Source organism: Hyella patelloides LEGE 07179 (genome assembly GCF_900659865.1).
GTDB lineage: Bacteria > Cyanobacteriota > Cyanobacteriia > Cyanobacteriales > Xenococcaceae > Hyella > Hyella patelloides.
Window position 1 is genome coordinate 1 of sequence record NZ_LR214323.1, and the last position, 1,239, is coordinate 1,239.

The 1,239-nt window shown below is 37.0% G+C and carries 3 protein-coding genes; all 3 read right to left on the reverse strand.

What is annotated here, in order from left to right:
* Positions 1-40: 40 nt before the first annotated feature.
* The 3 genes from H1P_RS33490 to H1P_RS33500 all read right to left on the reverse strand — a co-directional run bounded on the left by H1P_RS33490 (position 41) and on the right by H1P_RS33500 (position 1,033).
* On the reverse strand, positions 41-379 hold the full coding sequence (locus H1P_RS33490; RefSeq protein ID WP_144875819.1) for a hypothetical protein: 339 nt from the start codon (positions 377-379) through the stop codon (positions 41-43).
* Between the two features lie 134 nt (positions 380-513).
* Entirely contained in the window at positions 514-780 is a 267-nt protein-coding gene (locus tag H1P_RS33495) for a hypothetical protein (protein WP_144875821.1), read from the reverse strand.
* Positions 773-1,033, reverse strand: a complete 261-nt coding sequence (locus H1P_RS33500; protein ID WP_144875823.1) for a helix-turn-helix domain-containing protein — start codon at positions 1,031-1,033, stop codon at positions 773-775. Before H1P_RS33500 ends, H1P_RS33495 begins: the two co-directional genes overlap by 8 nt.
* Positions 1,034-1,239 lie beyond the last annotated feature (206 nt).

A 1,239-nucleotide genomic window follows, 5' to 3' on the forward strand; every position in this document is an offset into this window, starting at 1 on the left:
GCCAAGGTAAGTAAGATTACCTGTATAGATTTCAGAATCGTCATGAATGTTTGGACTTTTCTAGTTTTTGCTTCGTCGAACTGAGGTTACGCTTCTTGATTTGACTCATTAAAGTCAGAAATCCCAAGAGCAAACCGATGAATCCCAAAGGAATAGAAATCAACAGATACCAGCCAGCGACAAACATTGTAGCTAAAAGCTCGCCCAATTCAAAAGAGCCAATTTGACAGGAATTAATAAAGCCTTCATGTACCGTGCAGTTGCCCAGATTGGCAACTATCTCAGCTAGGATTACTGAAATCAGAGGGGCAAGACCCAAGGCTAAACTGAAAAGAATCATCAATAGTGGAATTTTGTGGCGTTGCCAAAATTGCTTCATGGGACTAAAGACATCGAACAAAGGAGAATTGAAAAAATACCAGTTGTGGATTTTAATTTTACGATGAGGCGAGCATCTCTTTGATTTCTTTAATAGCTAATAGGAGAGGTAGCAAGGCACTGTGGTGTCGCATTTCAAGAATTAGGCATCCAGCCCCACAATTTGGCTGTACCACCCAAGATAACAACTACCAAGCCGATCAAAATACCACGGTTGGTTAATTCGCTATTTCCCACTCTTTTATCTAATTGTTCTACTTTAGTGTCTAAAGCTTTAAGATCGCCTTTGACTGTCTCTAAACTTACCTTTAAATCAGAAATCTCTTTGAGTATCTCTTTTTGCCCAGATTGTAAATCTCTGAGAATTTCAGCAATATCAGTTTCGATAGTGGGATTATTCATCAAAAGTAACTCCCAAATCAATATTTAAAGTTTGTTCGATTTTTCTAATAATTTCCTCAGTTGCTGGGGCTCTCAAATCTTCAGACTCTAATTGATACCAATAAGCACGACTAATATCAGCTTCACGACAAATAGAGGATAAAGATTTTCCTTCTTTGATTTTCGCTTTTTCTCTAGCTTCTTTAATTCTTTTCCCTAAGTGGGGAAACTCTTTAATAGTTTCTTGAACGCGCTTAATTTTCAACAGTGTCATAGCTTAAAACTCCAACATCAATAATTATATTGTAAATTGTCTATCAACAGTTGACAAGTGTAGGCAGACTATTTACAATAATGACATAACAAAAGCGACCGCTCGACTACCAATCACTGCGATCGCCTTAACTAAAATATTGGATGGAGGATACCAAATAATGATAAACACCATTAAGAAGTCGTCCAAAATTAACTTCGGATTTT

Coding starts and splice junctions, on each gene's coding strand:
- H1P_RS33490 (WP_144875819.1), bottom strand. CDS start 379: ATGAAGCAATTTTGGCAACGCCACAAAATTCCACTATTGATGATTCTT.
- H1P_RS33495 (WP_144875821.1), bottom strand. CDS start 780: ATGAATAATCCCACTATCGAAACTGATATTGCTGAAATTCTCAGAGAT.
- H1P_RS33500 (WP_144875823.1), bottom strand. CDS start 1,033: ATGACACTGTTGAAAATTAAGCGCGTTCAAGAAACTATTAAAGAGTTT.